Below are 26,726 nucleotides of genomic sequence, written 5' to 3' on the forward strand. Positions count from 1 at the left end.
CTGATGCCCGACGCAGCGGCCCGCCACGGCCCCGTCCCGCCCGACGGGCACCGCCCCGACCCCCCGGCCTCGGCGGCGCGCGTCGGCGACCCGCTCGCCGAGCTCGTCGCGCGGCTGCGTGACGTCGGACTCGATCCCGACGTACCGCAGTTGTGCGACGCGTTGTGGCTGGCCCGGTGGACCCGGCCGGTGGTGGACGACCCGCACCCCGAGGACCCGCCCGCCGGATCCGGATCCGGCGACCGCCCCGTGCCCCGGCTCGACGGCTCGCACGGCAGGAACGGGGTCGCGCAGCCCGGGAGCGAGCGGCCCGAACCGCCCGCGCCGGACGTGGCGGCCGACGGGCGGGTGAGCCTGTACCCGGTGCCGCAGGACGGCGCGCCCCGGGCCCGTGGCGCGGGCCGGGCCGCCGCGCTGCCGGTGGGCGTGCCCGCCGCCCCCGCGCTGCCCTCGCCGCTCGAACTCCAGCGCGCATTAAGGCGGTTGCAGCGCTACCGCAGCCCCGCGCCGCCGCTGCGCACGGAGTTGGACGAGACGGCGACGGCGGAGCGCAGCGCGCAGGCGGGCGGCCTGATCCTGCCCGTCCACCGCGCCGTCACGCGGGGCGACGCCCGGCTGCAACTGGTCCTGGACGCCTCGTCGTCGATGCGCGTGTGGGACCGGCTCTTCGTCGAACTCCAGCAGGTTTTCGGCCAGTTGGGCGCCTTCTCCGACATCCAGGTCAGCCATCTGCACCAGGGCCCGGACGGCGATCCGGCCGTCAGCCGCAGCCCCGACGCGTACGCGGCGCCGCTGCACTCCGTGGACCGGCTCAGCGACCCCACCGGCCGCCGGATCGTCCTGGTCGTCAGCGACTGCGCGGGCCCCCTGTGGCACAGCGGCCACGCGCACCGCCTGCTGCACCAGCTCTCCCGGCAGGGCCCGGTCGCCGTGCTCCAGCCGCTCCCGCAGCGCCTGTGGAACCGCACCCGACTCCCCGTGATCTTCTGCGAGTTGAGCCGTGGCGAGACCCTCGGCGGGGCGTCCGCGCTGCGCGTGCGCACCCCGGCCGGGATCCCCGCCGAGGCCCGCAGGGGAGCGCTGCCCGTGCCGGTGCTGCCGCCCGAGCCGGTGGCCCTCGGCGCCTGGGCGAGGCTGCTGTCCGGGGCCGGCGCCGGGCCCGTACCGGGCGCGGTGGGCTGGGTGCGCGCCGACCAGCCGCCCGCCCCCGCCGTGCGCGCGGACCGGCGGCGCACGCCGTTCGAGCGGGTCAGCAGGTTCAGCTCCAGCGCCTCGTCGGCCGCCGGACGCCTCGCCGTCTACCTGGCAGCCGCCCCCCTGTGCCTGCCCGTGATGCAGCTCGTGCAGCGCACGATGCTGCCCGACTCCGGGCCCGCCGAACTCGCCGAGGTGCTGGTCGGCGGCCTCGTCACGCGCGCCTCGGAGGAGTACTCGGGCGACGGCGCCCAGTGGTACCGCATCGAGCCGGACGTCCGCGACGCCCTGCTGTCCCGGCTCGGCCGCGACGAGGCCATGCTCGTGCTCAAGCACTGCTCGGAGTACATCGAGCTGCGCTTCGGCAAGGGCGGCCCCAACTTCCCGGCCCTCGCCCTGGCCCAGCTCGGCGACGGCGGCGCGGGCCGCCCCTACGCGCCCGCCGCCCGCACCCCGGACAACGGCGAAAACGGATACCGCAGGGACAACGGGGACAACGGCGGCCATGGCGGGGAGGCCCCCGTGCCGCAGCCGTTCGCCGAGGTCGCCGCACGGGTCCTGCGCCGGTTCATGCCGCTGCCCGAGCAGTTCGAGACGCCCGTCGGCCGCACCGGACCGGGGCAGACCACGGACCGGCCGACGCACCAGGCGGTCCGCCGGGCCCGCGCCCTGATCGAACGCTTCGACGCCGAGGGCATGATCCAGGACGCCATCGACGCGGTGCAGTTGCTGCGCGGCGCCACCGAACACGAACGGCCCGCCGGCGCGGACCCCGAGCTGTGGGCCGAGTACGCGCACTGCACCCTGCGCCTGTGGGAGGTGCAGGGCGGCGACGACCTCCTCCAAGAAGCCGAGGCGGCCGCCGAACGGGCCACCGCGCACCCGCGCCGGCTGCGCGAACGAGCCGTCCTGGCAAGGGTGTTGCACGCGGCGGCCACCGACCGCAGACGGCGCGGCGACCGGACCGGCGCGCTGGACCTGCTGCGCCGCGCCGACCGCGAGTACGCCGTCGCCTGCGGGGCACCCGACCTCGACGAGAAGCAGGCGCTGAAACTCACCCTGGAGCGGGTGCGCGCCCTGGAGGCGCAGTGGCGGCTCGGCGGGGACAGCGCGCTGCTCCAGGGCGCCGTCGGCATGCTGGAGGCCTTCGCCGACGTCTGGCCCGACCGGCGGCTGCGCCCGCCCGAACTCCCCCTGGAACACGGCCGGATCCTGCTGCGCCTCTCCGGCGCCACCGCCGACCCCGTACAGGCCCGCCTCTACGCCGAGCAGGGCGCGCAGTCGCTGCGCAACGCCCTGGACACCGCCCCGGAGCCGTACACCGCCGAGTCGGCACGCGCGCGCGTGCGCATCCTCATCGACCTGGTCGACGCGCTGCTCCAGGCGGGCGGCCCGCTGGACGACGCCCAGGCCCGGGTCGACGAGGCCCTCGCCCTGGTGCGCGAACAGGGCCGGCGGGCGGCGCTGCTGGCGCGGGCCGGCCGGATCGCCGTCGCCCGCCACGCCGAGTCGGGCGAACCGGCGGAGCTGGAGACGGCCGCGGAGCGCTTCGCGCAGGCCGCCCAGCGCATGTCCCGGGACGCGCCCGCGCACGCCGACGTCCTCGCCGAATGGGGCGAGGCGCTGCTGCGGCTGGCCGGGCTGCAGTCCGGGCCGCGCGCGCAGGGCACGCTGTCCCGGGCGATCCGCGTCCTGCGGGACTGCCGGATGGAGACCCCGGCGGGCAGCCGCCAGGTCGCCCACCGGCTGCTGCTGCTCGGGCGCGCGCTGATGCTGCGCTACCGGGCGCGCGGGGACCGCGTCGACCTGCGCGAGGCCGAGCACCTCTTCGGCCTCGCGGCGGCCGAGGCGGACGATGATCCGCTGCTGGCCGCCCGCTGCCGACTGGACCTCGGCCAGGTCCAGTTCGAGGCCTACCGCAGCCTGCGCCGCCCGGCCCGCCTCGACCTCGCCGTCGACGCGTTCCGCGACGCGACGGAGGCCGCCCGGGAGGCGGAGGGCGTGGCCGAGACCGAGCACCGGCGGCAGGAGGCCGTCGAACTGTGCGCGCAGGCGCACCACTGGCGGGGTATGTCCTATGAAGCGGCGGCCCGGCCGCGCGCCGCCCGGGAGGCGTACCGCCTGGCCCGCACGGAGTGGTCGCGGCTGCCGGACGACTACGTGAGCACGGGCGAGCCGACGGCGGAGCAGACGGCTCAGCGGCTGACCGAGCTGGGGTGAGAGAGCGAGAGGGGAACGGGATGGACGGACACGTCGAGCCGACGGACCACAGGGACCACAGGGACCGCACGAAGGCAACGGAGGACCTGCCGGATCTGTCGGATCTGCCCGACCTGACGGCGCTGAGTCTGGCCGAGCTGGGGTCGATCCAACACCCGCTGCTCCAGGAGGTGTTGGCGGATCTGCGCGAGCGGGCCAAGCGGCCTGGCGAGATGCTCTGGGGATGGACCAACTCCTTCTGACATCGGTTTCGGTCGTATCGTCCACCGAATCGGACAGCGTCGAACGCTCCGCGTTTGGGGCGTCCCCCGCGGCGGGCAAGCGGTTCCGTACGGGCGGGGTCGTGCCGCGGGGATACGACAGGGGGGTGCTGATGTGTCCGAACAGCACGTGCCCTTCCGGCAGTTCATCGTCAAGGTGCACGGCCGCTGCAACCTCGCCTGCCGGTACTGCTACCTCTACGAGGGCCCCGACGACACCTGGCGGGGACGCCCCGCCGCCGCGTCCCCCGAGGTCCTGGACCGCACCGCCGACCGCATCGCCGAGCACGCGCGAGTTCACGGCCTGACCGCCCTCTCGCTGATCCTGCACGGCGGCGAACCGTTGCTGGCCGGGGCGGACACGCTCGGCCGGTTCACCGCGCTGGTCCGCGACCGGGCCCCGGCCGGCTGCACGGTCCGCGCCGTCGTCCAGACCAACGCCACCCTGCTGACCGAGAAACGCCTGGCGATCCTGGCCCGGCACCGGGTCGGCGTCGGCATCAGCCTCGACGGAGGCCTCCCCGCCCACAACGCACGCCGCGTCGACCACGCGGGACGCCCGTCCTGGCCCGCCGCCGCACGCGGGGCCCGCCTGGTCGCCGACCGCTTCCCGCAGGCGTACGCCGGGATCCTGGCGGTCGTCGACGTCACCCAGGACCCGGTGCGGACGTACGAGTCGCTGCTCGCCCTGCGCCCGCCGGCCCTGGACCTGCTGCTGCCGCACGGGAACTGGTCGGCCCCACCGCCCCACCGGGACAGCGCGGCGACGGTGTACGGCGACTGGCTGTGCGCCGTCTTCGACCGCTGGTGGGAGGCCGGGCGGCGGGAGACACGGGTGCGGCTCTTCGAGGAGTGCGTCGCGCTGCTGCTCGGACTGCCGGCGATCTCGGAGACGCTGGGGCTGGCGCCCTTCGACGCCGTGGTCGTCGAGACGGACGGGTCGATCGAGCAGGTGGACTCCCTGAAATCGGCCTACGAGGGCGCGGCCCGCACCGGCCTGGACGTCTTCCGGCACGGCTTCGACGAGGCACTGGAGCATCCGGGGGTGGCCGCCCGGCAGGCGGGCGCGGCGGCCCTCGCCGGGCAGTGCCGGGCCTGCCCGCTGCTCCCGGTCTGCGGCGGCGGCCACTACGCGCACCGCTACCGGGCGGGGCACGGCTTCCGCAACCCCTCCGTGTACTGCGCCGACCTACAGCGCTTCATCCGCCATGTGGCCGCCCGCCTCGCCGCAACCACCACTGCAACCGCAGCCACCACTGCAACCGCAACCACCACTGCCATCGCCGTCTCGGCCTCACCCGAAGGGGGCACCCCGTGATTCTCCCGACGGTCTGGGACCGGGCCCTCGCCGAACTCGGCCGGGCCGAGGGCGGCGCCGACACGCTCGCGCTCCTCGCCCGGGACCAGGACACCCGGCGGCTGCTCCTGCTGCGTGCCGTGCTCGACGCGGCCCAGGGCGCGGATCCGGCCGTCTGCGGCGCCGCGGAGAAGGCGCGGCTGCGGGACGACTGGGCGCTGTTCACCGAGGCGGACCGCGCCGCGCCGACCGGCCCGCCGGCTCCCGGCGACCCCGACCGCTTCGGCGCGTCCTTCGCACGGGCCCGGCTGCTGCACCCGCTCACCGGACCATGGGCCCTGAGCTGTCTGCGCGGCCTGGACCCGGCGGAGCGACCGCCCACACCGGAGAGCGCGCGCGAACTCCGGCGCGCCCTCGCCCACTTCAGCGCCCTCGCCGCCGTGGCCGCCGCACGCGCCGGGATCCCCTTCGCCGCCGAGCTGACCGCCTACGACGGAGTGCTCAACCTGCCGTCCCTCGGAACCCTGCACACCGCCACAGCGGGCGACACACCGGTCCGGGCGACCTTCCGGCAGGGCCGCGTGACACTCCGTCAGCACGACGCGCCGGACGTGACCGTGTTCCTGGAGCGCGGGTTCGGCGCCTGGTCCGGCGCGCTCGCGTGGACACCGGCGTACGCGCTGCCCGGGCTCGTGCCCGAGGCCGCGCCCATGGCCCTGGACGACCTCGACCCGTACCGCACGGCACGCGGCGACACCCGCCACCGCGCGCTGAGCGCGCCGACGACACTGGACGACCCGGAACGCAAACGGTGGCTCCAGGCCTGGTCGGGTACGGCCGCCGCCCTGCGCTCGGGCGGCGAGCACCGGCTGACGGAGGCGCTGACGCTGCTGAGGTGCCTGGTCCCGCTGGAGATGCCGCCGGGCGCGGAAGGCCACGGCGGCTGCAGCGCGACGCGGCGCGACGCGTTCGGCGCGCTGCTGTGCAGCACCCCGCCCTCGCCGGTGGCCTTCGCCGGGACCCTCGTCCACGAACTCCAGCACGCGAAACTGGCGGCGCTCAGCGATATGACGACACTCCATCGGGCAGGTCCGGACGCACGGTACTTCGCACCCTGGAGGCCCGATCCCCGCCCGTTCGACGGCCTCCTGCAGGGGGCCTACGCGCATCTGGGGCTCGCGGACTTCTTCCAGCGCCGCGCGCTCGCCGCGGACTCCGCGCACCAGGAGCCGGCCTGGGCCCAGCACGCCCGCTACCGCGCCCAGGTCGGGGCGGTCCTGCCCGCGCTGGTCGGATCGCTGCATCTCACCGCCCGGGGACGGCGGTTCGTCGACGCCATGGCCACCGCGTACGAACGCATGGCCGAGGATCCCGCTCCCCGGGGACACACAGCCCGGGCGCAGGCCTACCTGAAGGCCGCGCGCACCTTGTGGACGCGGCGTCAGACCTCCTCCACGCCTTGGCCGAATGGGTGAAGATACCCGCGTCGGGCCGTCCACTGCGGAAAGATCGTCGCGCCGAGGTGTCGTTCGCGGGCCCGCCGCACTTACCAGCGATGCGCCGAGGTTCTAGGATTTTTGTGGACTACGCGCTGGAGGCCGCTGCATGTCTGGAGCTCGTACGCCGGTCGTTACGACCGTGGGGGAGGCGGCGAAACAGACCGTCACGATCAGCTTCGCCGGGTTCAACCGGGCCTGGGCGGCCTGGATCGGGGACCGGCTGGAGCGCCGGGGGCTGCGCGTGGTGTTCCAGCGGTGGGACGCCCCGGCGGAGATCCCCCTCGTGGACCTGCTGCGCCATCTGAAGATGGCCGAGGGCCGCATCCTCGTCGTCGTCAGCGAGTGGTACTTCCAGCTCGGGCCGCGCGGCCGCGAGGAGTGGAACGCGGCGCTGGGCGAGGTCGTCGCCCCCGACCCGTCCCGTTTCGCGGCCGTCTCCGTGACCACCGCGGCCGTGCCCTCCGCCGCCGCCGTGCTCGCCCCGGCCGAACTGATCAACGTGGGCGCCGACGAGGCCGAGCGGCGCCTGCTGGACCGGCTCGGCCTGACCGCCGGTCCCCTCCCGGAGCCCGCGGAGGTCGAGCGGCGCGCCCCGCGCTTCCCCGCGTCGATGCCCGAGGTGTGGGGCGGCGTCCCGCGCCGCAACACCCGCTTCACCGGCCGCGAGCCGATCCTCAACGACGCCTACCACCAGTTGCAGGGCGCGGCGCCGGGCGCCGGTGTGGTGACGTTCCACGGCATGTCGGGGGTGGGCAAGACCCAGCTCGCCGCCGAGTACGTCTACCGCTTCGGCTCCGAGTACGACGTCGTGTGGTGGGTGAACGCCGAGAAACGGGTCACCTACCGGCGGCTGCTGGCCGAACTCGCCCCCAAACTGGGCCTGCGCACGGGCCAGGAGTACGGCGAACGGCTGCGCGCGGTACGGGACTCGCTGCGCCGCGGCGACCCCTACGCGCGCTGGCTGCTGATCCTCGACGGCGCGGACGAACCCGACCAGATCTGGGACCTGGTGCCCACCGGCCCCGGGCACGTGATCATCACCTCGCGCAATCCCGAGTGGAGCGAGCACAACAGCATGCTGCTGGAGGTGCCGGTGTACGCCCGCGACGAGTCGGTGGCGTTCATCCGCCGCCGCGCGCCGCGACTCGACGAGCGGGAGGCCGACCAGCTCGCGGAGGCCCTGGAGGACCTGCCGCTGCTGCTGGACCAGACCGCGGGCTGGCTCAACGACTCGGACCTGTCGGTGCAGGAGTACATCGGCCTGCTGGAGGGCGGCATCGACCAGGACGTCGTGAAGGTCTCGGTGGACTTCCCGCTCGCCTTCCAGACCGCCTGGTCGATACTGCTGAACAAACTCCGCGAGTCCGTCCCCGAGTCCGTCGACCTCCTGCGGCTGTGCACCTTCTTCGCGCCCGGCTTCATCCCCGTACGCCTCCTCAAGGAGATGCCGAGCGGCGACCTGCCCGAACAGATCGCCGGACTGCTCAACGACCCGCTGCTGTGGAACAGGGCGATCAGCCAGCTCCGCCAGTACTCCGTGGTGCGCCTGGAGTCCCACGAGACCCTCGGCGACGAGACGGCCGCCTCCTCCGGCGAGTCCCTCTACCTGCACCGCATGGTCCACCAGATCGTCCAGAAGGACATGCCGGACGCGGACCGCGCCGAGTTCATCGACGTCGTACGACAGGCCCTGGCCGCCGCCGATCCGCGCAGGCCCACCGACACCCGCCTGTGGCCGCGCTACGCCGAGATCGTGCCGCACCTGAAGTACGCGGACGTCCTCAAGAGCCGGGACCCCAACGTCCAGAGCCTGGTGCTCAACTGCCTGCGCTACATGTACTTCTCCGGCGAGTACGTGGCCGGCATCAAGCTCGGCGAACGAGCCATGGAGGCCTGGCGCTCGCTGCTCGGCGAGAGCCACCCGCGGATCTGGGAACTGACCTTCCACTACGTCAACGTGCTGCGCGCCGGCGGCGAGTACGCGCGCACCGAGGCCCTCAACCGCGCGGCCGTCGAACAACTGCGGGAGGAACGCGGGGCGCAGGACCTGGAGCACCTGCGCTTCGCCAGCGGCCTCGCCGCCGACCTGCGCGGCCTGGGCCGCTACGACGAGGCGCTCGACCTGTCCCGGTGGACCCAGATGGCCTACCACGAGCTCCTCGGCGAGCAGGACTCCCGCGCCCTGAACGCCCGCAACAACGTGGCCGTCTCACTGCGTCTCCTCGGCGCCTACCAGGACGCGCTCGACATCGACCGCCAGGTCATGGAGGCGCGGCGGCTGGTGCTGAAGGGCCGTCACCCCTGGACGCTCGACTCCCAGATCTCCTACTCCGTCGACCTGCGCCTGCTGGGCCGGTACACCGAGGCCGAGTCGATCCAGTCGCAGAGCGTCCGCGACAACCGGATCGTGATGGGGGACAGCAACCCGCAGACCCTGAAGGCCGAGTACAACCTCGCGCTGTGCCAGTACCGCAACGGCGAACGCGCCAGGGCCGGCGAGCTCTTCAGCACCGTCCTGGACAGCGGCGAGCGGGTGATGGGCGAGACGCACCCGTGGACCCTCATGTTCGCCTGCGCCCAGAGCTGCTTCGCCCGGGAGCACGGCGACATCGACCAGGCCCGGGAGACCAGCGAGGCCGTCGTCGCGCGCTACGAGGTGATGCTCGCCGACGCCCACCCCTTCATCGCCGGAGCCCGCGCCAACCAGGCGCTCATCCTGCGCAACGTGGGCGAACGGGAACACGCCCACGTCCTCATCGAGCAGGCGCTGGCCGCCATGACGGAGGCGGTCGGGGAGAACCATCCCTGGAGCCTGGGCTGCGCTCTCAACGCCTCGGCCCTGCGCAACCTCGTCGGCGACACCGAGAGCGCGGCCACGCTCAGCAGGGACACGGCGACCCGGGCCGCCGAACTGCTCGGGCGCACCCACCCGCTCACCCTGTCGGCCCGTATCGCGCACGCGGCCGACCTGCGCGGGCTGCGCGACCGCCGGCAGGCGGAGAAGGTCGAGCAGGAGGCCCTCTCGGACCTGGAGGCGACCTTGGGCAAGCAGCACGTCCACACCATCACGGCACGCTCCCGCAACCGGCCGTACTGGGACTTCGAACCCCAGACGACCTGACCCGACGCCCACGAGCAGAGCCGAACACCGAAGGGCCCGCCCCCGGAAACCTCCGGGGGCGGGCCCTTCGCCGTAGCGGGTGTGGCGGTGAGGACTACGCCTCGAACACCTCACGCACCAACTGCTCCTGCTCGGCCTGGTGCCGCTTCGCGGAACCCACCGCCGGCGACGAGCCGTGCGGCCGCGAGATGCGGCGCAGACGCTCGCCGTGCGGGACCTCCGCGCCGACCGCGAGGTCGAGGTGGTCGATCAGGTTCAGGGCGATGAACGGCCAGGCGCCCTGGTTGGCCGGCTCCTCCTGGACCCACAGGTACTTCTCGGCGCCCGGGTACTTGTTGACCTCGGCCTGCACCTCGGCGCCCGGCAGTGGGTACAGCCGCTCGAGGCGGATGATCGCCGTGTCCGTGACCCCGCGCTTCTGCCGCTCGCCGTCCAGGTCGTAGTAGACCTTGCCGGTGCAGAAGACGACCTTCTTGACGGCCGCCGGGTCGGTGATCGAGGCGTCGCCGATGACCGGGCGGAACTGGCCCTCGGTGAACTCCTCCGCCTTCGACGCGGCGGCCTTCAGACGCAGCATCGACTTCGGGGTGAAGACGACCAGCGGCTTGTGGTGCGGGTTGTGCACCTGCCACCGCAGGAGGTGGAAGTAGTTCGACGGCAGCGTCGGCATCGCGACCGTCATGTTGTTCTGGGCGCAGAGCTGGAGGAAGCGCTCGACACGGGCCGAGGAGTGGTCCGGGCCCTGGCCCTCGTAGCCGTGGGGGAGGAGCAGCGTGACGCCGCTGGTCTGGCCCCACTTCTGCTCGGCCGCCGAGATGTACTCGTCGACGACCGTCTGCGCGCCGTTGACGAAGTCGCCGAACTGCGCCTCCCACATCACGAGCGCGTCGGGGCGGGCCAGCGAGTAGCCGTACTCGAAGCCCATGACCGCGTACTCGGAGAGGAGGGAGTTGTAGACGTTGTAGCGCGCCTGCTCCTCGTTGAGGTACTGGAGCGGGGTGTGCTCCTCGCCCGTCTCACGGTCGATGAGGACCGCGTGACGCTGGCCGAAGGTGCCGCGCTGGGAGTCCTGGCCGGACAGCCGGACCGGGGTGCCCTCCAGGAGGAGGGAGCCGACGGCGAGCGTCTCGCCCATGCCCCAGTCGATCGTGCCGTCCTCGACCATCGACGCCCGGCGCTGCAACTGCGGCAGCAGACGCGGGTGGACGTGGAAGTAGTCGGGGATGTTGACCTGGGACTCGGCGATCCGCTTCACGGTCTCCGTGGAGATCGCGGTGTTCACGGCGACCGGGAACTCCGCCTGCGGGTCCGACACCGGGCCGGTGACCGCCTGGGCCGTGACGGCCTCGCGGACCTCCGTGAAGACCTTCTCCAGCTGGCCCTGGTAGTCCTGCAGCGCCTGCTCGGCCTCTTCCAGGGTGATGTCGCCGCGACCGATCAGGGACTCGGTGTACAGCTTGCGCACCGAGCGCTTCTTGTCGATCAGGTCGTACATCAGGGGCTGGGTGAAGGCCGGGTTGTCCGACTCGTTGTGACCGCGGCGGCGGTAGCAGATGAGGTCGATCACCACGTCCTTGTTGAACGCCTGGCGGAACTCGAAGGCGAGGCGTGCGATGCGCACGACGGCCTCGGGGTCGTCGCCGTTCACGTGGAAGATCGGGGCCTCGATCATCCGCGCCACGTCCGTCGCGTACATCGACGAGCGGGAGGACTCCGGGGCGGCGGTGAAGCCGACCTGGTTGTTGATGACGATGTGGACCGTGCCGCCGGTGCGGTAGCCGCGCAGTTGCGACATGTTCAGGGTCTCGGCCACCACGCCCTGGCCCGCGAAGGCCGCGTCGCCGTGCAGGGCGACCGGCAGGACGGTGAAGTCCGTGCCGCCCTTGTTGATGATGTCCTGCTTGGCGCGGCTGATGCCCTCGATGATCGGGTCGACCGTCTCCAGGTGGGACGGGTTCGCGGCCAGCGAGACCTTGATCTGCTCGCCGTCCAGGCCGGTGAAGGTCCCCTCGGCGCCCAGGTGGTACTTCACGTCGCCGGAGCCGTGCATCGACTTCGGGTCGAGGTTGCCCTCGAACTCCCGGAAGATCTGCGCGTACGACTTGCCGACGATGTTCGCCAGCACGTTCAGCCGGCCGCGGTGGGCCATGCCGACGACGACCTCGTCGAGCCGCGACTCGGCCGCGCTGTCCAGCACCGCGTCGAGCAGCGGGATGACGGACTCGCCGCCCTCCAGGGAGAACCGCTTCTGGCCGACGTACTTGGTCTGCAGGAAGGTCTCGAACGCCTCCGCCGCGTTCAGCCGGCGCAGGATGCGCAACTGCTCCTCGCGCTCCGGCTTGGAGTGCGGGCGCTCGATGCGGTCCTGGATCCAGCGGCGCTGCTTCGGGTCCTGGATGTGCATGAACTCGACGCCGGTGGTGCGGCAGTACGAGTCGCGCAGCACGCCGAGGATGTCGCGCAGCTTCATCAGGGACTTGCCCGAGAAGCCGCCGACGGCGAACTCGCGCTCCAGGTCCCACAGCGTCAGCCCGTGCTCGGTGATGTCGAGGTCGGGGTGCTTGCGCTGGCGGTACTCCAGCGGGTCGGTGTCGGCCATGACGTGGCCGCGGACCCGGTAGGAGTGGATCAGCTCGAAGACGCGGGCGGCCTTCGTGACGTCGTCGTCGTGCGAGGCGTCGATGTCCTTGAGCCAGCGGACCGGCTCGTAGGGGATGCGCAGCGCCTCGAAGATCTCGTCGTAGAAGCCGTTCTCGCCGAGGAGGGAGTTCGCGACGACGCGCAGGAACTCGCCGGAGGCGGCGCCCTGGATGACCCGGTGGTCGTAGGTCGACGTGAGTGTCATGACCTTCGCGATGCCGAGCTTGTTCAGGGTGTCCTGGCTGGTGCCCTGGAACTCCGCCGGGTAGTCCATCGAGCCGACGCCCATGATGACCGACTGACCGGGCATCAGACGCGGCACGGAGTGGACGGTGCCGAGGCCGCCGGGGTTGGTCAGGGAGACCGTGACACCGGTGAAGTCGTCCATCGTCAGCTTGCCGTCGCGGGCGCGGCGGACGATGTCCTCGTAGGCCTGCCAGAACTCGAAGAAGTTCAGCGTCTCGGCCTTCTTGATGCCGGCCACGACGAGCTGGCGGTCGCCGTTGGGCTTCACCAGGTCGATGGCCAGGCCGAAGTTGACGTGCGGCGGCTTGACGAGGGTGGGCTTCCCGTCCTTCTCCGCGTAGTGCCAGTTCATCGACGGCATCGCCTTGATGGCCTGCACCATCGCGAAGCCGATCAGGTGCGTGAAGGAGATCTTCCCGCCCCGGGCGCGCTTGAGGTGGTTGTTGATGACGATGCGGTTGTCGAACAGCAGCTTCACCGGCACCGCGCGCACGGACGTGGCCGTGGGCAGGTCCAGCGAGGCGTTCATGTTCTTGGCGACCGCGGCGGCCGGGCCGCGCAGCGTCACGAACTCCGGACCTCCGGGAGCGGTCGCGGGCACCGCGGCGGCGGGCGCCGCCTGCGCGGCGGCCGGCTTGGCGGCGGGGGCCGCCTTCGCCGGAGCCGGGACGGCGGCCGGGGCCGGCGCGGGAGCGGCGGGGGCCGGCTGAGCCGGAGCGGCCGCGGCGGCGGGCGCCGGGGGCGTGGTGGTTGCTGCGGCCCCCGCGGCCGCAGTACCCGCCGGAGCCGAGGGCGTGGCGGCCCCGGGCTTGTAGTCGGCGAAGAAGTCCCACCAGGCGCGGTCTACCGAATTCGGGTCCTGGAGGTACTGCTGATAGATCTCGTCGACGAGCCACTCGTTCGGCCCGAACGCGACGGCGGGGTTCTTCCCCGCTTGGTCTGCGTCGGTCGAGATATTCGAGTTACTGGGGGACTGTGGCGACACGGCGGCAACCGCCCTCTTCCGCTTCACAAGGTGATGGACAGCGGGAATAAAGGCTACGCCCCCGAGAGGGGGAAGGTCAGGCCGGGCAGGTGCATCGTCGCGTAAGTCACATCGGAAAGTGTGTTTCGGGGGTGGAAATGGCGGGAAACAAGCGCGGTTGCGCGTCAAAAAGAGCATGTTCAGGCAGGTCGCGCACGCCGAACGGCCGGACCCGGTCCGGCCTGCGGCCGGTCCACCGCCTGATCACACGTGTCCGTCAGCGCGGACTCTCATGGATCTTGTGGCTCCGATTCGAACTTTACGTCAACTTGGGACGGATGACTCTCCCGGAAGGGTGACAAGGATCCGGCAACCCCGATCGGATTCGGCCACTCCGATCCGGCCGCCGTGCAGATCGACCGCCCAGCGGGCGATCGCCAGCCCCAGTCCCGTGCCGCCGTCGCTGCCCGGGCCGTGCGGCCGGCGGACGACTCCGCGGTTGAACCGCTCGAACACGCGGTGCCACTCGGAGCGCGGAATGCCGGGGCCCTCGTCCAGGACCTCCAGCTCCAGCGACTCCGGCAGCGGGCCGCGCCGCGCCTTCACCGTCACCCGTCCGTGCGGCGGGCTGTGCTTGACCGCGTTGTCGATCAGGTTCGCGACGACCTGGTGGATGCGCTCCGGGTCGGCGTGCGCGGTCAGCTCCGGCGGGGTGACGTCCAGGTGCAGATGGACGTCCGTGCGCGTGTGGTTGCCGCCCGAGCCCATGGAGGCGCGCGCCGAGGCGACCATGTTGGCCTCCTTCAGCACCCCGGACAGGTACGGCCACACCTCGAAGCGCCGCTTGCGCAGCGGGACGACGCCGTTGTCGAGGCGCGACAGGTCGAGCAGGGTCTCCACCAGCCGGCCGAGCCGCTCCGTCTGCTTCAGGGCCGTGCGCATCGTCTCGGTGTCCGCCTCGGCGATGCCGTCGACCACGTTCTCCAGGACGGCGCGCAGGCCCGCGATGGGCGTGCGCAGCTCGTGCGAGACGTTGGCCACCAGCTCCTTGCGCTGGCGGTCCTGCGCCTCCAGCTCGTCCGCCATGACGTTGATCGTCTGGGCCAGGTCGCCCAGCTCGTCACGTCGGTTCTCGCGCACCCTGCGGGTGTAGTCGCCGTGCGAGATGGACCGGGCGACCGTGTTCATCTCGTCCAGCGGCGAGGTGAGCGAGTGCGCCACGAACTGCGTGATGAGCAGCGTGGCGATCATCGAGAAGACCGTGATGAAGCGCAGCTCCGTCTTGGTGTGCACCGCGATCATCGACAGACCGGTGGTGATCAGCACCGAGATCACGACCAGCGCGCCCAGCTTGGTCTTGACCGAGAACGGGCGCACCCCGCCCCAGGGCTCCCCGGAGCCGGGAGCGGGGCTTCTCGGTCCGTCCGGCCCGGAGCTCATGGCGTCGGGGTCTCCAACGCGTAGCCCACGCCGTGCACCGTACGGATCCGCTCGGCGCCGATCTTCCGGCGCAGCGCCTTGATGTGGCTGTCGACCGTGCGGGTGCCGGAGGCGTCGGCCCAGTCCCAGACCTCGGCGAGGAGCTGCTCACGGGAGAGCACCGCGCGCGGGGTGTTCGCCAGGCAGACCAGCAGGTCGAACTCGGTGGGCGTGAGGTGCACGTCCTCCGAGCGCACCCGCACCCGGCGCTGCGCGTGGTCGATCTCCAGCTCGCCGAGCCGCAGGATCCCGCTGCGCGGGGTCGTCGCCGCGATCGCGGCCCGCTCCACCCGGCGCAGCAGGACGTGCACGCGGGCTGCCAGCTCCCGCATCGAGAACGGCTTGGTCATGTAGTCGTCGGCGCCCACGCCGAGCCCGACCAGCATGTCGGTCTCGTCGTCGCGCGCGGTGAGCATCAGCACCGGCACCGGACGGGCTGCCTGCACTCTGCGGCAGACCTCCAGACCGTCGAAGCCGGGCAGCATGATGTCGAGGATCAGCAGGTCTGGCTGCCAGGCCTCGGCGGTGTCGACGGCCGCGGGGCCGTCACCCGCCGTTTGCACGAGGAATCCCTCGGCGCGCAGGCGGGCCGCGATGGCGTCGACGATCGTCGGGTCGTCCTCGACCACCAGGACGCGTCGCTGCGCGCCCTGGGTCGCCGTCGCCGTGCTGTTGTGTGCGGTGTGTGTCTGCTCCATCGCCCGCCCCTGAGTGTGCTTTCCGGAACCAGTGGGGTGATCCCTTGTCTGCGCATGACTGCGGTTGACGCGTAAATGATCGGCGTCAGGGGTGCAGCGTACGGGGAGTCACCACGGCTTTGCTATCCAGGCCGGACGGCGAGATGCACGACGTCCGGCACGCCTCGGGCAACCGGGATCTCTTCGGTACGCACCCGTTGGAACCCGGCATTCCTCATGGTTCCCTCGAATTCCGGAGAGGGCCTGGCCGACCACACCGCCAGTACCCCGCCCGGTCTCAACACCCGTGCGCAGTCTGCGAGTCCGGCCGCCGAGTACAGGCTGTCGTTGCCCTCGGTGACGGTCCAGCCGGGCCCGTTGTCGATGTCGAGACATAACGCGTCGAACGTGTCGCATGTCTCATTGACGTAGTCGAGCAGATCCGTTTCGACGATCTTCGTCCGGAGGTCGCCGAGCGCCGGTCCGGAGACGGCGGCCAGCGGGCCGCCGAGGTGCCAGTCGATGACCGCGCGTTCGCGCTCCACGACCGTGACGCGGCCCCAGCGGGGGTCGGCGGCGGCGTGCGCGAGCGAGAAGCCGACGCCCAGGCCGCCGATGAGGAGATCGGGCGAAGGGCTGTCGCCGGAGAGGGAGTTCAGCGCGGCGAGCGCGGCGTCGATCAGCAGCCGCTCCGAGCGGCCGTCCGAAGTGTCCATCAGGAAGCAGCCGTTGGCGATGATCTGGAGCAACTCCCCGTGCCGGCGCAGGACGACCTCACCGTAGGGGCCCTCGCGACGGTCCAGGACTTCGGGTGCGTCGGGGATGTCGTACGGAATGGGCATCGGTCCATCGTGGCACTTCCCTGACGGTCTGTTGAGGGAATTCCCCGTCCGGCGGGGGCGGTTGACGAACGTCTGTTCGGAAAAACGGCGGCGTGGGTTCCGCGTGCATGAGAGCCGGCACAGAGAAGTCTCAGAGCTTGCTGTGAATCGGCTCAGGCGTGGCGTCGGTCACAGACAGCGGGTGGGCGGGCCCCGAAAGGTGGGGTGAAACGGAAGGAGCGCGTCAGGTGGAAAGCACGGCACCGCCCCAGAGCCCGCCCCTGCCCGACGTGTCCGGGCTGCCCGATGTCGAGGGGCTGTTGGACGTCAACGGGTTACTGGACGGCATACCGGGCCAGCGCCCCAGCAGAATCGCCGAGCCCCCGCCGGTCGAGGCGGGCCCCGACTTCGGCGCGGACTTCGGCCCCGACTTCGGCCCGGATGCCGGCCCGGATGCCGGCCCGGATGCCGGCCCGGATGCCGGCCCGGATGCCGGCCCGGATGCCGGCCCCGATTCCGGACCCGGCCCTCGTCTCCGCCCGCGCCCGCGGCTGCGGTTCCCGGTTCCCTTCACCCTCGGGTACGCCGCCGTCCTCGCCGCCACCTCGTTCTTCGCCGCGCACGCCGACACCGCCCTCGTGTACGCCCTGCACCAGGGCTCGAGCACCGATGTGGCGCACCTGGTGCAGAGCCCTGCGCTGGTGCTGGTGGCGAGCGCGCTGTGGGTGGCGGGTGGCTTCGCGTCGCCGTTCACGCTCGGCTTCCTGGTCGTCCTCAGTGCCCTGGAGCGGCGCGTCGGCGGCGTCCGTACGGCCGTCGTCTTCCTGCTCGGGCATGTCCTGGCCACCCTCGCGACCGAGGTCCCGGTGGGGCTGGCGGTGCTGGTGGGCGAGCTGCCCGACAGTTCGCTGCACCGCCTCGACTACGGCATCAGCTTCGGCGTCGCCGCGAGCGTCGGCGCCCTGGCCGGGCTGCTCGGGCCCTGGCTGCGCTGGCCGCTGCTGGCCGCGTTCGGCGGGATGCTGCTGGAGGACCTGATCGCCTTCACCGACCCGATGACGAACTGGGGCCACCTGATCGCGCTGGCGATCGGCGTCGCCACCTGGCCGTGGGTCCGGCGCCAGGTCAGTCGTCGTACTTGACCGTGCCGTCCTCGCGCAGGGTCGGGTGGAGCTTCATGGGGCCGTACTCGTCGACGTCCGACGGGCGGGGCGGCTCCGGGCCGTCCGGGCCCAGGCGGACCATCCGCTCGACCCGGCAGATCCGGAACAGCCGCCCCTCCACCCGCGCCTCGTCGGCCCGCCCGGCCGCCCGGAACGCCTCCGCGGACCGCGCGTACAGCCCCTTCTTGCGCTCGTCGAAGCGGTACAGCATCGCCCAGACGCGGGCCATCCCCTCGTACAGCGAGCGGCGCGCCTCGTGCGGGGTCGCCGACAGGGAGCCACACGGGGTCCAGCCGGTGTCGTCGCGTTCGGCGACCGAGAAGCCGACGGGCAGCCGGACCACGTCCGGGTGCGTCCGCGACGCCCGCACCGAGTCCGCGCGCACCGCGGCCGGGAAGCGGGCGCCCGTGTACGCGAAGTCGCGCAGGCCCAGCCGCAGGGCGCCCGCCATCGGGCCCTCGTCGCGGCCGGGGTCCAGGACGTAGCCCACGTCCGGCGACGGGCCGGCGGTCTGGTCCTCCTCCCAGGAGAGGGCCACCGGCTCCGGGTCGGTGGGCCGGGGCGGCTCCAGGCCGTCGTCGCCGGTCCGGGCGAACTCGTCGCCGCGCACCACCCGGTAGCGCACGCCCAGGGCCTCCACCTCGTCGGCCGGGGCCCGCTCCAGCACGGCCACGGCCGCCAGCAGCTCGCGCCGCACAGCCGGATCGTCGGTGCCGTCCTTCGCCTTGAACCACAGGTACGAGTTCAGGCCGTCCCGGGCCTGCTGGGGCATGCCGTCCACCACCGGCTTCAGCAGGCGCCAGCCCGGCCCGTCGGCGGCCGGGTCGCGTACGGCGATGCCGAAGACGGGCCCGCGCAGCGCGATGTGCGGATAACGCCGGGAGGCCTCGACGGCGTCCGCCTCCGTCACCCAGGCGACGGGGTCGTCGCGGCGGACCAGCTCCGCGTGGAGGGAGTCGAGACGTCGCTTCCAGTCATCGGTCATATGCGCATTGTCGTCGCGCCGGAGGGACACTTCGGGGTGAATGCCGGAAGTGGACGGGGTGCGGGGAGGGAGCGCGAGAGGCGCGCCCGGTCGTGCGGAACCGACCGATGCGCCCCTCCGGCCGCCGGACGTCACCCCCGCGTGTCCCTCCGTGTCCCTCCGTGCCGGGGATCGGGGATTCAGCGCAGGGTGAGCGGGGTCTCGGACTCGACGCGGGACAGTTTCTCCGGGTTGCGGACGTAGTAGAGGCCGATGACGCGGGCGTCCTCGACCCGGATCGCCAAGATGCCGTCGATCTCCCCGCCCAGGTGGACGACGAGTCCCGGGTTGCCGTTGACCACGGTGGGCGCGACGGCGATCGGGTGCGCGTTCTTGCCGAGCGCGCCGACCATGAAGCGGGCCACCTTGTCGGCGCCGGTGATCGGCCGCAGCGCGGCCTGCCTGATGCCGCCGCCGTCGCTCATCAGGACGACCTCCGGGGCGAGCACGTCGAGCAGGCGCTGCGGGTCCCCCGTCTCGAGGGCGCGCCGGAACGACTCCAGCGCCGCCCGGGTCTCGCCGGCGGAGACCGTCCGGCGGGGGCGGCGGGCGTCGACGTGCCGGCGGGCGCGGTGCGCGATCTGGCGGACGGCCGCGGGGCTCTTGTCGACGGCGGCCGCGATCTCGTCGTAGCCGATGTCGAAGACCTCGCGCAGCACGAAGACGGCGCGCTCGGTCGGCGACAGCGTCTCGAGGACGAGCATCAGCGCCATCGACACGCTCTCGGCGAGCAGCGCGTCCTCGGCCACGTCGGGCGCGGTGAGCAGTGGTTCCGGCAGCCAGGGGCCGACGTACGCCTCCTTGCGGCGGCTCATCGTGCGCAGCCGGTTGAGCGACTGCCGGGTGGTGATCCGGACCAGGTAGGCGCGCTGGTCGCGCACCTGCCCGAGGTCGACGTCGACCCATCGCAGCCAGGTCTCCTGGAGGACGTCCTCGGCGTCGGCCGCCGATCCGAGCATCTCGTAGGCGACGGTGAAGAGCAGGTTGCGGTGGGCGACGAACGTCTCGGTCGCAAGGTCGGTGGCATCGTCGTCGTCGTTCATCTGTCGGCCTCCGGGGTTCAGATGCGGTCAGCGGTGGCCGGCGCCTTGTCGCGCCTGGCCTCCAGCAGGTGCGGGCGCTTGTCGTCCTTGCCCCACCAGGTGTGCGAACCGGGCCTGCGCGCCTCGTACGCCAACTGCCAGACGGTGCTCCTGCACACGAACTCCTTGAGCTTCGCGCCCAGGCGGCCGCCGAGGCGGTACCGGTTGGCGGTGTCGTCGCGGTGGGCGAACTGGAAGACGCCGGCGCGCCGCCCCAGGCTGACGCACTGGCCGGCGAACCCCACGCTCACGGGCGCGGGCCGCTCACCGGCGAGCCGGCTGAGCACGGTCTCGGCGGCCTGCGGGCCCAGTTGGACCGCGGACTGGCAGCTCATCCGGAACGGCAGGTCCGAGGGCGCCGCCGCATCCCCGGCGGCGACGACGCGCCCGTCGTCCACGCTCGTCAGCGTCTCGTCCGTGAGCAGTCGGCCCGCGGCGTCGGTGCTCAGCCCGCTGCGCGCGGCCAGGTCCGGCACGCCGAACCCGGCGGTCCAGACGGTCACCTCGCTCGGCAGCTCGCGGCCGTCACCGAGCCGCACGGCGTCGCGTGTCACCGCCGTCACCTTCGAGCCCGGGCCGTCGAGCACGGTCACCCCGAGCCCGGCCAGCCGCCCGGCGACCGAGCGCCGGCCCCGGGGGTGCAGATACGGGCCGAGCACCCCGCCGCACACCAGGGTCACGGCGCGGCCCGCCTCCGCCAGCTCGGCGGCGGTCTCGATACCGGTCGGACCGGCCCCGACGACGGTCACCGGGGCCGTCGAGGGCGCGGCGGCGAGGACCGCGCGCAGCCGTTGCGCCGCCTCCAGGGTGGCGATCGGGTGGGCGAACTCGGCCGCTCCGGGCACGCCCGGGTCGGCGCCGCCACTGCCCACGGCGTAGATCAGGTAGTCGTAGCCGACCGTGCCGCCGCTCGCCAGCGTCACGCCGCGCCCGGCCGCGTCGATCCGGGTCACGGTGTCGACGACCAGCCGGACGCCCTCGGCCAGGACCCGGTCGTAGCGGACGACCGCGTCGTGGGACCCGCCCACCAGCTGGTGCAGCCGGATCCGCTCGACGAAGGACGCGCGCGGGTTGATCAGCGTCACGGTCACGTCGGCGCGCCGCGTCAGACGACTGGCGGCCATCACACCGGCGTATCCGCCACCGATCACGACCACTTCGGTGTTCTTCATCGTGGTGACTCCTCGCTTCAACGGTTCGGTTCACGGGTTCGGTTCAACGGTTCGGTCTCAAGACACCGGCGGGCCGGTCGTTGTGACAGACGCGTCCCGTGATCGCCCACAGCGAACGGACGGCATCCCCGGGAACATTCCGAGGCTCACGTGCATTGAGTCGGCATAGCTCAACTTGCCTGCTGAAGGGGAGATCATGGCTTCGACGTCCGCACCGCTCACCCTGCCCGTGTTGCCGCTCGACGACGAGGTCGTGCTCCCCGGCATGGTGGTTCCGCTGGACCTCGGCGACACCGACGTACGCGCCGCGGTGGAGGCCGCCCAGGCCGCCGCCCGCTCGGAGCCCGGCAAGCCCCGCGTGCTGCTGGTGCCGCGCATCGACGGGACGTACGCGAGCACGGGTGTGCTCGGCACCGTCGAACAGGTCGGCCGGCTGGCCGACGGAGACCCGGGCGCGCTGATCCGCGGCCGGGGGAGGGTGAAGATCGGCGCCGGCACCACCGGTCCGGGCGCCGCCCTCTGGGTCGAGGGGACGAGGGTCGACCAGAGCGTCCCCGAGCCGCTGCCCGGGCACGTCGCCGACCTCGTCAAGGAGTACAAGGCGCTCGCCACCGCCTGGCTGCGCAAGCGCGGCGCCTGGCAGGTCGTCGACCGCGTCCAGGCCATCGACGACGTCTCCGCGCTCGCCGACAACTCCGGCTACTCGCCGTTCCTGACCACCGGACAGAAGGTGGAGCTGCTGGAGACCGCCGACCCGGTGGCCCGGCTGAAGCTCGCCGCCTCGCAACTGCGCGACCACCTCGCCGAGCAGGACGTGGCCGACACGATCGCCAAGGACGTCCAGGAGGGCGTCGACAAGCAGCAGCGCGAGTTCCTGCTGCGCCGCCAGCTCGAAGCGGTCCGCAAGGAGCTGCGCGAGCTCAACGGCGAACAGGAGGGCGAGGAGTCCGACGACTACCGCACCCGCGTCGAGGCCGCAGACCTGCCCGAGAAGGTCCGCGAGGCCGCCCTCAAGGAGGTCGACAAGCTGGAGCGGTCCAGCGACCAGTCGCCCGAGGGGTCGTGGATCCGCACCTGGCTGGACACCGTCCTCGAACTCCCGTGGAACGAAAGGACCGAGGACCGGTACGACATCCAGGGCGCCCAGGCGGTCCTGGACGCCGAGCACGCCGGCCTGGAGGACGTGAAGGAGCGGATCACCGAGTACCTGGCCGTGCGCAAGCGGCGCGGCGAGCGCGGGTTGGGTGTCGTGGGCGGGCGGCGCGGCGGCGCGGTGCTCGCGCTCGTCTGGCCCGCCCGGCGTCGGCAAGACAAAACTCAGTTTGGCGGATGCGATCACGCGCCATGACCACAGGGACGGCAACGGGCATGACCATTCACGCCGCAGGGTACGACAGACAGTCGGAAGAACGCGCTAACCGCAGCGAAGCGTCACAGTCGACGCAGCGAGCCGCTAACCGCGCTGAGGCTGACCGACGGGCCAAAGGGGGCGAAGACGTGGTGTGGATAGGTCACTTCTCTGAAAAGCCTGGTACATCGGCGTTCAGCGGGAAGGAGCGGCCGGAATTCGAGCGGCTGCTGAATGCGTGCCGCACGGGTCGAGTGAACATGATCATCGTCATGTACATTTCCCGCTTTTCGCGTCAAGAACCTGCCGACGCAATCCCCATTATCTCGGAACTGCTGACTCTCGGCGTAACCATCGTTAGCGTGACTGAGGGCGTTTTCCGTAAGGGAAACGTTCTGGACCTTATCCACATGATCATGCGCCTTGATCAAGCGCACAACGACAGCAAGAACAAGAGCACCGCCGTAAAGAGCGCTCACGATCTCGCGCGCTCGCTCGGCGGTTTCGTCGGGAAAGTGCCCTACGGCTTCGAGCTTCAGCCGGTTACCGTCCCGAACTCGGCCGACCGTAACAAGCCGATTGCCATTCAGCGGCTCAAGCACCGGCCGAGCGAAGTAAAGATCATTAAGCGGATTTGGCAAACCATCAAGGCGCACAAAGACGAGATCATCGACGCTAAGCGCGGGAAGGAGCATCCCGGTTCGCTCACGACCATTTGCCGACAACTCGAAAAGGACCTAGTCCCTACCCGTGGCGCAACAAGCGGAAAGCGAACCAGCGAGAGCGTTTGGGACCCTGCCACGGTGAAACGCATTCTCCGTGACCCGCGCATCGCTGGCTTCGAATGCGAGCGAATCGGCAAGGTCGACGACGAAGGCAACATGACCCGGACCCTGATCGGTTACAAGATCAAGCGCGATCCGGAAACCATGGAGCCGTTGACGCTCGACTGTGGCGAGATCATCCCCCGTGACGAGTGGTACGAACTTCAGGAGTGGCTAAGCAGCCGGGGGCGCGGGAAAGGGCTCTACAGGGGCGAATTCCTGCTCTCCGCCATGAACCTTCTGTACTGCGAGTGTGGTGGAGTAATGGTCGGCCACGGCCGGAACGGCGACTCAAAGAGGAAAGCGTCTTACCAATGCAAGGGACGCCGGACCATTGAGGGTCACGGAACGCCGACCATCGTTACGACCATCCTTGATGACTACGTGGCTAGCCGCATTTTCGCGCTGATCGACGCAGCGGAAAGCGACCCTGAAACGATCTTGATCCTCGCTGAGGCAACGCGCCGATTCGGCAAGCGCACAGAAGCCCCGGAAACGGCCGGTGAGCGTGCATCCCTGGTTCAGGAACGGGCGGACGCTACAACGGCCCTAAACGAGCTGTACGAGGATCGAGAAGCGGGTGGCTACTCCGGCCCGATCGGACGCCGTAAGTTCATTGAGCTTGAGCGCAAGCTGAACGGCCGGATTACCGGCGCTGAGGAACGGCTCATGGAGCTGGACGAGATCGCCACGCCTCGACTGCCCATCGGCGAATGGCTGAGTGGCGAAGACGGTGGCTCGGTCAAACTCGCAGACCCGACCGGCGAAGGTTCCTGGTGGGCTAAGCAGAGCATGAACGAAAAGCGCGATTTCATCCGGCTGTTCGTGGACCGGGTCGAGATCATCAAGTCGCCCAACGCTGGACGAGGGCGGTTCGCCCCTGGGGTAGCCGCACGAACGACAATCAAGTTCGCTGAGCTTCCGGCCGAAGAGGTAGACGAGTACGAAGAAGCGGCCTAGCGGGCCGCTGAGCCCCAGAGGGAGCCCCGGAGGGAGCAAGGCCATCCGGGGCTTTTTCATGCCCACAGAACGGCATACGGGGCTTTGTGGCGCGGGTCACAGCGTTATTACCGACCGGTAGCTTACCGGCAGGCAGCGGAGAGGGGCGCGCATGCGCTTCTTATGCACTCTACGTAGATTATCAGTTACTCAATGTAGCAATGGTGGTGACGAGTGACGAAATGATGAGTAGTTCTGTTCCCCCCATGCAAATAAAAATAAGACTGAGCGCGCTGCGCAAGCTCGCCGGGGAGTACACCCGCGAGGCGGGCGTGCGCACCCTGGAGCGGTCCATCGCCCGGCTGCTGCGCAAGGTCGCGGCCCAGCACGAACTGGGCGAGCGGAAGCTGCCGTTCACCGTCCGGGACGAGGATCTGCGCGCGCTGATCGGCAGGCCGCACCACGTGCCCGAGTCCGCCCAGGACCCGGCCGAGCGGCGGACCGCCGTGCCCGGCGTCGCGACCGGTCTCGCGGTGACCGGCGCGGGCGGTGACGTCCTGTACGTCGAGGCCTCGCTCGCCGACCCGGAGACGGGCGCGGCGGGCCTGACCCTGACCGGTCAGCTCGGTGACGTGATGAAGGAGTCGGCACAGATCGCGCTGAGCTTCCTGCGCGGCCACGGAGCCGAACTGGACCTGCCGGTGGGCGACCTGAAGGACCGGGGCGTGCACATCCACTTCCCAGCGGGCGCGGTCCCGAAGGACGGCCCGAGCGCCGGCGTCACCATGACGACGGCCCTCGCGTCCCTGCTGTCCGGCCGGCTCGTCCGCACCGACGTGGCGATGACCGGCGAGGTCTCCCTGACCGGACGGGTCCTGCCCATCGGCGGCGTGAAGCAGAAGCTGCTCGCTGCGCACCGGGCCGGGGTCACCACCGTCGTCATCCCCAAGCGCAACGAGCCCGACCTGGACGACGTCCCGGCGGAGGTGCTGGACAAGCTCGACGTCCACGCCGTCACCGACGTCCGCCAGGTCCTGGAACTGGCGCTCGCGCCCGCGGCGAACGGCGCGAACGGCGCGACGCCGGAGGTTCCCGTGGCGGCGTGACGGACGCCGCGGGAAAGGCGGGGCCCGGGTTCCGTGAGGGACACCCGGGCCTTGGCCGTACGGGGAACCCCGATGCCGGGACCGGGGAAGCGCCCCTCGACCGTGCCTGCGAAATACTTAAGAGCTGCGCCGATGGCAGCGACCGGCGAACATCAGGGGTGCTGACGTGCACGAGGGCCATGCGGACCACGAGGGCCAAGCGGATCACCAGGACAGGGACGGCGACGCGTCGTCGCGCGGGGTGGAGCAGGGCGACCGGGAGTTCCTGTCCCTGGAGCGGGAACTCACGGTGCTGCTGCGCCGCGCCCGCGCCAACCAGGGCGAGATGGCCCGCGAGGTCCACCCGGATCTGGAGTCCGCCGCCTACGGGCTCCTCGTCCGGCTGGAGGAGTGCGGCCGCCAGCGCGCCACGGAACTCGCCGCCTACATCGGCGTCGGCAAGGCCACCATGTCCCGTCAACTGCGCGCCCTGGAGCAGCTCGGCCTGATCGCCCGCGAGCCGGACCCGGCGGACGGCCGTGCCTGGCTGGTCGACCTCACAGAGGAGGGCCGCACCCGGGTGCGCCGGGTCCGCGAGGCCCGCCGCGAGCGGTACGTCAGCCACTTCTCCGACTGGGACCGCAGGGAGATCGGCGAGCTGGCACGCCTGCTGAACCAGCTCAACCGGGGGATGGAGAAGTAGGCCGACCGTCCTGGAGGAGCTCCACGCACACGACCGTCGCGTCGTCGTGCGTCTTCGCCCGCCCCAGGAAAGCCCGCCCGGCGCCGTCGTCCGCCCGCTCCAGCGCCCGGACCCGCTCCACCAGCGCCGGCGCCCCCTCCTCGCGGACGAGGGCGAACAGGTCCGGCCAGTCGCCCTCGTGGAAGAGCTCCGTCCAGCGGGCGGCCCCGTCCGAGAGCGCGGCCAGGGCGTGGACCTCGCCGCGCGGCACGGCGGCGGTCACCGCGCGGGCGGCCACCGAGGGATCGGCAGCGGCGGTGAAGAACCCGCCCTCCTTGTTGCGGAGCGTGCCGTCGACGACGTCGGCGCTGCCGAGCAGGGCGGGCGGCAGCCGGGTCAGCCGGTCGTCCCGGACCGGGGTGACCGCGCCGCCCGGGGACGCCAGCAGCAGCGTCGCGTCGCACAGGACCAGGCACTCGACCGTCTCCGGCGACCAGCGCGCGAGGGCCACGGTGGCCTGTGGGGTGCGTGGGTGAGAAAGGTCACAGGTTTCGGAATGGGCCGCCGCGGTACGTGCGATGGCGATGGCGAGCGCCTCGGCCAGCGGAACATCCGGGAGTGAAACGGTCAGTTCGGTCAGCGCGCCGCCCAGGCGCGCGGTGAACCAGGGGACCGAATGCAGACAGCCCGCGCCGCCCCGCGGCGGCGTCACCCCGTCCAGGAGGACGAGCGAACCGCCCTGTCCGGAGGCGGGAAGCCCGACACTCGCGAAGTCCTCGTTGGCGTGGGCCCGGTCGCCGGCCTCCGACACAAGTTCCGTACGCATTCGGCCAGTCTGCACGAGCCCTTCACGGCCTTCGCAAAAGGCTGGCATCGCTCCCCGAACACCCGTACCGCCGCAGGTCAGACGCCTGGTTTGGGTGGGAATAAAGCACTCCGGGAAGACGTGGCGGCGAATATTGTCAAACGTCGCCGCCCACGTCCAACCG

General features: G+C 71.6%; 16 protein-coding genes and 2 pseudogenes. 10 read left to right on the forward strand and 8 right to left on the reverse strand.

Features of this window, described 5'->3' with window-relative positions; all coding sequences use genetic code 11:
- The first annotated feature begins 3 nt into the window (after positions 1 to 3).
- The 5 genes from OG352_RS29095 to fxsT all read left to right on the forward strand — a co-directional run bounded on the left by OG352_RS29095 (position 4) and on the right by fxsT (position 9,591).
- Complete coding sequence (locus OG352_RS29095; protein ID WP_329220976.1) at positions 4 to 3,414, forward strand: SAV_2336 N-terminal domain-related protein; 3,411 nt, start codon at positions 4 to 6, stop codon at positions 3,412 to 3,414.
- 20 nt (positions 3,415 to 3,434) lie between these two features.
- Entirely contained in the window at positions 3,435 to 3,656 is a 222-nt protein-coding gene (gene fxsA, locus OG352_RS29100; RefSeq protein ID WP_329220978.1) for an FxSxx-COOH cyclophane-containing RiPP peptide, read from the forward strand.
- A 133-nt stretch (positions 3,657 to 3,789) separates the two neighbouring features.
- Complete coding sequence (locus OG352_RS29105) at positions 3,790 to 4,992, forward strand: FxsB family cyclophane-forming radical SAM/SPASM peptide maturase (protein ID WP_329220980.1); 1,203 nt, start codon at positions 3,790 to 3,792, stop codon at positions 4,990 to 4,992.
- Positions 4,992 to 6,446, forward strand: a complete 1,455-nt coding sequence (locus OG352_RS29110) for an aKG-HExxH-type peptide beta-hydroxylase (RefSeq protein ID WP_329224009.1) — start codon at positions 4,992 to 4,994, stop codon at positions 6,444 to 6,446. The genes OG352_RS29105 and OG352_RS29110 overlap by 1 nt, the downstream gene beginning before the upstream one ends.
- Positions 6,447 to 6,576: 130 nt before the next feature.
- Positions 6,577 to 9,591 (forward strand): FxSxx-COOH system tetratricopeptide repeat protein, encoded by a 3,015-nt coding sequence (gene fxsT / locus OG352_RS29115; protein ID WP_329220982.1) that lies wholly within the window; start codon positions 6,577 to 6,579, stop codon positions 9,589 to 9,591.
- Between the two features lie 94 nt (positions 9,592 to 9,685).
- On the opposite strand, the gene OG352_RS29120 is transcribed toward fxsT, so the two are convergent.
- The 4 genes from OG352_RS29120 to OG352_RS29135 form a co-directional block, all read right to left on the reverse strand.
- Positions 9,686 to 13,462 (reverse strand): multifunctional oxoglutarate decarboxylase/oxoglutarate dehydrogenase thiamine pyrophosphate-binding subunit/dihydrolipoyllysine-residue succinyltransferase subunit, encoded by a 3,777-nt coding sequence (locus OG352_RS29120; protein WP_329220984.1) that lies wholly within the window; start codon positions 13,460 to 13,462, stop codon positions 9,686 to 9,688.
- A 303-nt stretch (positions 13,463 to 13,765) separates the two neighbouring features.
- Positions 13,766 to 14,881 (reverse strand): sensor histidine kinase, encoded by a 1,116-nt coding sequence (locus tag OG352_RS29125; protein ID WP_329220986.1) that lies wholly within the window; start codon positions 14,879 to 14,881, stop codon positions 13,766 to 13,768.
- Positions 14,878 to 15,618 (reverse strand): response regulator transcription factor, encoded by a 741-nt coding sequence (locus OG352_RS29130; protein ID WP_329220987.1) that lies wholly within the window; start codon positions 15,616 to 15,618, stop codon positions 14,878 to 14,880. Before OG352_RS29130 ends, OG352_RS29125 begins: the two co-directional genes overlap by 4 nt.
- A 122-nt stretch (positions 15,619 to 15,740) precedes the next feature.
- Positions 15,741 to 16,439, reverse strand: coding sequence for a spermidine synthase (locus OG352_RS29135; protein ID WP_329220989.1), 699 nt, complete (start codon positions 16,437 to 16,439; stop codon positions 15,741 to 15,743).
- 227 nt (positions 16,440 to 16,666) lie between these two features.
- Here OG352_RS29135 and OG352_RS29140 point away from each other — a divergent pair, with 227 nt between their 5' ends.
- Positions 16,667 to 17,560, forward strand: coding sequence for a rhomboid-like protein (locus tag OG352_RS29140; protein WP_329220991.1), 894 nt, complete (start codon positions 16,667 to 16,669; stop codon positions 17,558 to 17,560).
- On the opposite strand, the gene OG352_RS29145 is transcribed toward OG352_RS29140, so the two are convergent.
- The 3 genes from OG352_RS29145 to OG352_RS29155 form a co-directional block, all read right to left on the reverse strand.
- On the reverse strand, positions 17,544 to 18,566 hold the full coding sequence (locus OG352_RS29145; RefSeq protein WP_329220992.1) for a DUF5954 family protein: 1,023 nt from the start codon (positions 18,564 to 18,566) through the stop codon (positions 17,544 to 17,546). The genes OG352_RS29140 and OG352_RS29145 overlap by 17 nt on opposite strands.
- 179 nt (positions 18,567 to 18,745) lie before the next feature.
- A complete protein-coding gene (locus OG352_RS29150) occupies positions 18,746 to 19,648 on the reverse strand; it encodes an RNA polymerase sigma-70 factor (RefSeq protein WP_329220994.1) in 903 nt (300 codons plus the stop codon).
- A 17-nt stretch (positions 19,649 to 19,665) separates the two neighbouring features.
- Positions 19,666 to 20,859: an NAD(P)/FAD-dependent oxidoreductase gene (locus OG352_RS29155; protein WP_329220996.1), complete on the reverse strand. Its 1,194-nt coding sequence runs from the start codon at positions 20,857 to 20,859 to the stop codon at positions 19,666 to 19,668.
- Positions 20,860 to 21,055: 196 nt separating this feature from the next.
- Here OG352_RS29155 and OG352_RS29160 point away from each other — a divergent pair.
- The 4 genes and pseudogenes from OG352_RS29160 to OG352_RS29175 form a co-directional block, all read left to right on the forward strand.
- A pseudogene (locus tag OG352_RS29160) lies at positions 21,056 to 22,202 on the forward strand (LON peptidase substrate-binding domain-containing protein); the annotation flags it as partial.
- Between the two features lie 25 nt (positions 22,203 to 22,227).
- A complete protein-coding gene (locus OG352_RS29165) occupies positions 22,228 to 23,991 on the forward strand; it encodes a recombinase family protein (RefSeq protein ID WP_329220998.1) in 1,764 nt (587 codons plus the stop codon).
- A gap of 263 nt (positions 23,992 to 24,254) precedes the next feature.
- Positions 24,255 to 25,076, forward strand: a pseudogene (locus tag OG352_RS29170) (S16 family serine protease); the annotation flags it as partial.
- Positions 25,077 to 25,317: 241 nt separating this feature from the next.
- Complete coding sequence (locus OG352_RS29175; RefSeq protein ID WP_329224010.1) at positions 25,318 to 25,758, forward strand: MarR family winged helix-turn-helix transcriptional regulator; 441 nt, start codon at positions 25,318 to 25,320, stop codon at positions 25,756 to 25,758.
- Here OG352_RS29175 and OG352_RS29180 read toward each other — a convergent pair.
- The gene (locus tag OG352_RS29180) at positions 25,736 to 26,563 is read right to left on the reverse strand and encodes a hypothetical protein (RefSeq protein WP_329221000.1); all 828 of its coding nucleotides are present in this window, start codon (positions 26,561 to 26,563) and stop codon (positions 25,736 to 25,738) included. The genes OG352_RS29175 and OG352_RS29180 overlap by 23 nt on opposite strands.
- Between the last annotated feature and the right edge of the window lie 163 nt (positions 26,564 to 26,726).

Origin of the sequence: Streptomyces sp. NBC_01485 (genome assembly GCF_036227125.1) — a bacterium.
Taxonomy (GTDB): domain Bacteria; phylum Actinomycetota; class Actinomycetes; order Streptomycetales; family Streptomycetaceae; genus Streptomyces.